At 63.4% G+C, this 4041-nt stretch carries 5 protein-coding genes; 2 read left to right on the plus strand and 3 right to left on the minus strand.

Features of this window, described 5'->3' with window-relative positions:
- Positions 1–37: 37 nt before the first annotated feature.
- Positions 38–385: a hypothetical protein gene (locus tag IVB32_RS03115; RefSeq protein WP_247409739.1), complete on the minus strand. Its 348-nt coding sequence runs from the start codon at positions 383–385 to the stop codon at positions 38–40.
- A complete protein-coding gene (locus IVB32_RS03120; protein ID WP_247409741.1) occupies positions 382–1017 on the minus strand; it encodes a transcriptional regulator in 636 nt (211 codons plus the stop codon). The genes IVB32_RS03115 and IVB32_RS03120 overlap by 4 nt, the downstream gene beginning before the upstream one ends.
- Positions 1018–1120: 103 nt before the next feature.
- On the opposite strand from IVB32_RS03120, the gene IVB32_RS03125 reads away from it, so the two are divergent.
- Positions 1121–1903: an outer membrane beta-barrel protein gene (locus IVB32_RS03125; RefSeq protein WP_247409743.1), complete on the plus strand. Its 783-nt coding sequence runs from the start codon at positions 1121–1123 to the stop codon at positions 1901–1903.
- A gap of 469 nt (positions 1904–2372) precedes the next feature.
- On the opposite strand, the gene IVB32_RS03130 is transcribed toward IVB32_RS03125, so the two are convergent.
- A complete protein-coding gene (locus IVB32_RS03130; RefSeq protein ID WP_247409744.1) occupies positions 2373–3596 on the minus strand; it encodes an AMP-binding protein in 1224 nt (407 codons plus the stop codon).
- Positions 3597–3682: 86 nt separating this feature from the next.
- Here IVB32_RS03130 and IVB32_RS03135 point away from each other — a divergent pair.
- Positions 3683–4041 (plus strand): AGE family epimerase/isomerase (locus IVB32_RS03135; protein ID WP_247409746.1); only part of this gene is annotated, 359 nt, incomplete at its 3' end.

Genomic DNA, 4041 nt, shown 5'->3' on the forward strand with positions numbered 1-4041 from the left:
AAGGTTTGGGGGCCTCAAGCCCCCAATCCCTGCAATCTCAAATGCCGCCGCAACCGGAAAACTGACTCCTGCTCAATCGCTTAGAGCCTTGTTCACGGACGACTAAATAGCTCAGCAATCCCCCCAGTCGACACGGTGAAGCCAGCCAGGCGAGCTTCGGAAAATGAAATCCACGTTCGCTGTGCCAAAGATCAAGCACGAGGTACAACACGAGAAAGGCGTTGCCGAGCGCCGCCGGCAGCAAACCCGTGATGATCCCGCTCTCAATCCGAGATAGGATAACCATGCGGTCAACCTGAGCAATCACGGCGAACGGCAAATAGCGCGGATTGATGCAGGCCAGGGGCGACAGAGGCGAGCTCAAACGCATAGAAACAACGATCATGCATCTTTGGCTTTTGGAGCTTTTGGCGGCCGACCAAGTTTGGGACGTGGTAGCCCTGATCTGTGTGGAAGCGGAACGACAAGCAGCCGAAGCTGCATTGCCGCGAGGACCTTCAAAATTCGGCTGAGATGCGGATCCACGGCGCCGCCGAATGTCTTGTACATCGTTCTCCGCTCGATCCCGGCCTCCCTCGCCAAGGAGGAGACATTCTGGGACAGCACGGCTTCTTTCAATGCGAGGACTGCCTCCTCGAAGCGGTTGCTGGCGAGGCCTTGCGTTAGTCGCTTTGCGAACCCTTCGGATCCATCGGGGGCCGTCCCGCCCGCTGCACTCTGCACCTCAGACGAATCCGCCTGCACCACGCAGGCTTGCACGTTGAGCGCACGAAACAGACCCAGGATGCGGCTGAGCTGAGGGTCGATTCGACCCCCGAATGTTCTGTACAGGGTATCCCGTCTTAAACCGGCGTCCCGGGCTACCATCTGCACGTTTTGAGCCTGTATAACGCGGCTGAGAGCCGTCCGCGCGGCATCAAAGTCGTTTTCTCGCATGCTTTCAGTTAGATAGCTGGCTGTGGCCGCTGGATTGTCGCGGAATAATTTAGTCAGAATTGCCTTGTTGCTAGCCAGCATCGCCCATCGATTGCCCGTTACTGTGGCCCCTGGGTTACAGCATTTCGGGCCGTTTGAGATAGATTGCCCAAGACATCGACGCACACCGCTTGGGGATTTTAAGATGAAGAAGATTTTGCTCGCACTGACCGCGGTTGCCGCGATGACCGGTTCCGCCTCGGCGGCTGACCTTGGCGCCCGCCCCTACGTGAAGGCCCCGATGGCGGCTCCCGTCGCCAACTGGACCGGCTTCTACATCTTCGGCGGCGGCGGTGGCGGTCTCTCGAACGCCGACCAGCACGTGCAGACGACGGTCGGTGCGGTTCCGCTGACCATCGACCAGCGCCAGGGCGGCTCGGGCTGGTTCGGCACCGTCGGTCTCGGCTACGACTGGCAGTTCAGCGGCACCTGGGTCGCGGGCGTGTTCGCTGACGGTCAGTTCGGCAGCATCCGCGCCACCATCCAGGATCCGATCGCAGGTATCACGGGCACGCAGAAGCTGGAAGACTCCTGGGCCGCTGGTGTCCGTCTCGGCTGGCTGGTCGCTCCGAACGTTCTGTCTTACGTCAACGGCGGTTACTCCGGCGCCCACTTCGGCCAGACCAACTTCATGACGCTGGCCGGCGTTCCTGCTGGAATCCACCTCAACAGCTACAACCGCAACGGCTGGTTCATCGGCGGCGGCGTCGAGAACAACCTGAACATCTTCGGCATCCAGTCGCCCGGCTGGTTCATGAAAACCGAATATCGCTCGGCCTTCTACAATGCGAAGACCTCGAATGAGCTGTTCGACGTGACCAACACGTTGGTCGGCCGCGACATCCGGGCCAACAGCTGGAACCAGACGATCTCGACCTCGCTGGTCTACCGCTTCAACTGGACCGGTCCGGTCGTCGCGAAGTACTGATACGAACGCAAAGCTCAGAGGAAAAGCCCCGGCACCGTCCGGGGCTTTTTCGTTGTGTGAGTGTATCTGCCTGGCTAAGCACTTAAGTTATGATGCCGCTTGGACCATGCGCTCCGAGTACTACGGTGCAGGGCCACCATATAGTGCTTAGGGTGAGGTGGACCAGAGCGGCTACAATATCGTGCTGGAAGCCGACGGATGCGTCTGGCATCTCCAGCTGAGTCGAGTTCTCCGGCGTCGGGTCCAAGACGTGACGGTCAGCACCGGGTCGCTCGACAAGTCAAGCGGCTGAGTTTTCCAAGGGCTAAACCGACTGGCTTCCCTGCTTCGGCTCCGCAGCTTCCCTGTTGTTGGACGGGAAATTAACTGATCGGAGCTTGGAATTACCTGTGATTTTTCGACCACCCTACATGTAGGAACCGCGTAAGCCTTGGATAATCCGGGCGTTTTGCGCAAGCTTGTGCCAGCTCTACCGCTCGTCCGCGATCACCTTGCCGTCGTTCGGCAGCGCGCCGACCTTCACCAATTCAACCTCGCCTCCGAGTTTCGTCACTGCGCGCAAGGTGCCTGCAATCTCCTCGCGCAACGCATCGTTCGCGGCCGCCGTCTCCGCTTTCAGCGTCATTGCATCGGCCTCGCCTTGGCGCGTGACGACGAGGCGCAGCCGTCCGAGCGCGGAATGGCGCTTGCCGATCTCGGCGACCTGCTCGGGGCGGACGAACATGCCCTTGACCTTGGTGGTTTGGTCCGCGCGGCCCATCCAGCCCTTGATGCGCATGTTGGTGCGCCCGCAGGGGCTGGTCCCCGCCAGTGCCGCGGTGAGGTCGCCGAGAGCAAGCCGGATCCAGGGATGGTGCGGGTCGAGTGAGGTCACGACGATCTCGCCGACGTCGCCGGGCGCCACGGGATCGCCGGTCCCGGGTTTGACGATCTCCATGATGAGATCCTCATTCACGACCATGCCGTCGCGCGCGCTGGTCTCGAAGGCGATGATGCCGAGATCGGCGGTGCCGAAGGCCTGGTAGGCGTCGATGCCGCCCGCCTTGATCTCGGCCTGGAGCGAGGGCGGAAAGGCCGCGCCCGAGACCAGCGCCCGCTTGATCGAGGAGACGTCGCGGCCCGAGCCTGCGGCAGCATCGAGCAAGATCTTCAGGAAGTCCGGCGTGCCGCTGTAGCCGACGGGACGGTAGGCCTCAATCAGCTCGAATTGCTGCTCGGTATTCCCTGGACCAGCCGGGATCACGGCGCAACCGAGCGCGCGGGCCGAGGCATCGAAGATGAAGCCGCCAGGGGTGAGATGGTAGCTGAAGGTGTTGAGCACGATGTCGTCGGGCCGGAACCCGGCCGCGAACAGCGCCCGTGCGCCGCGCCAGGGGTCGGCCTGCCGCCCCTCCGGCTCGAAAATCGGCCCGGGGGAGGTGAAGAGGCGGGGGAACGAGCCGGGCGCCGCCGCGACGAACCCTCCGAAAGGCGTGGAGGCCTTGTGCAGGGCCGGCAGTTCTGACTTGCGCAGCACCGGCAGGCCCGCCAGCGCCGCCCTGGAGATCACGGCGGCCGGGTCGACGCCTTTCAGTCGATCGGCATAGGCGGGCGCGGTCATCGCAGAGCGCAGCACGCCCGGCAGGCGGGAGAACAGATCGGCCTCGCGCGCGGCTTGTTCGCGCGTCTCGAGGGCGTCGTAATGGGCGGTCATGGCTCATCTTTCCGGGTTGGCATCCGTTGCGCGCCACCGCCGGCATGGATATCAGACGGCCATTGGCGAGGTTTGAAGAGGACGCGATGGCGGACGAGGGAATCAGTGCGTCGGAGGAGGCAGCGGACGTCGTCGCGCGCCTGAAGCGCCGCATGATCGACGAGGCGCTGCCGCTGTGGTCGACGGTCGGCTGGGACCATGGCGCGGGTGGTTTCATCGATCGGCTGCACCGCGACGGCACGGCGGACAGCGCCGCGCCGCGGCGCGTGTTCGTGCAGGCCCGTCAGATCTGGTGCTACGCCAAGGCTGCGCAGATGGGCTGGTACCCTGAGGGGCGCGCCATCGCACTGAAGGGGCTCGAGCATCTGCTCGCCAAAGCAAAGGCGCCCGACGGCCGGCCCGGCTACGTGCACCGGCTGACGCCGGAGGGCGCGGTGCTGGACGG

Origin of the sequence: Bradyrhizobium sp. 23 (assembly GCF_023073295.1) — a bacterium.
Taxonomy (GTDB): Bacteria; Pseudomonadota; Alphaproteobacteria; order Rhizobiales; family Xanthobacteraceae; genus Bradyrhizobium; species Bradyrhizobium canariense_D.

Excerpts from the sequence above, each read along its gene's own strand:
- IVB32_RS03115 (WP_247409739.1), bottom strand. The coding sequence starts at position 385 with ATGATCGTTGTTTCTATGCGTTTGAGCTCGCCTCTGTCGCCCCTGGCC.
- IVB32_RS03120 (WP_247409741.1), bottom strand. The coding sequence starts at position 1,017 with ATGCTGGCTAGCAACAAGGCAATTCTGACTAAATTATTCCGCGACAAT.
- IVB32_RS03125 (WP_247409743.1), top strand. The coding sequence starts at position 1,121 with ATGAAGAAGATTTTGCTCGCACTGACCGCGGTTGCCGCGATGACCGGT.
- IVB32_RS03130 (WP_247409744.1), bottom strand. The coding sequence starts at position 3,596 with ATGACCGCCCATTACGACGCCCTCGAGACGCGCGAACAAGCCGCGCGC.